Here is a 355-nt window from a genome sequence, read left to right on the forward strand (position 1 = left end):
AAAGCGGCAGGACGATGGAACCATGCCGTCGAGTGATCTCGCTATCCCATTCTTTGGCTACAAACCCCACGTCTCCATCGACCGGAAGTATCGGTTCATCCGCAAATGGAAGACAACAGATGCCGCCGCCAGTGATGGCGCGCGATTGAGAGAGGGGCTTCTGGATAAAGCCAATACCGCCTCAAGCGTCTGGGCCGATACCGCGTATCGCTCGAAAGCCAACGAAGACTTCATGGAAAAGCAGGGCTTTGTCTCAAAGGTCCACAGGAAAAAGCCGCATCTCAAGCCTATGCCTCGGCACATCCAGCGGTCCAACGCAGGGAAATCGGTGATCCGGTCGCGTGTCGAGCATCTC

General features: G+C 56.1%; 1 protein-coding gene. It reads left to right on the top strand.

Features of this window, described 5'->3' with window-relative positions:
- Window positions 1-355, top strand: a 355-nt coding sequence (locus tag KP705_RS19660; RefSeq protein WP_215765531.1) for a transposase, incomplete at both ends; no start/stop codon positions are given.

It is taken from the genome of Gluconobacter sp. P1D12_c (genome assembly GCF_018812105.1).
Taxonomy (GTDB): domain Bacteria; phylum Pseudomonadota; class Alphaproteobacteria; order Acetobacterales; family Acetobacteraceae; genus Gluconobacter; species Gluconobacter oxydans_A.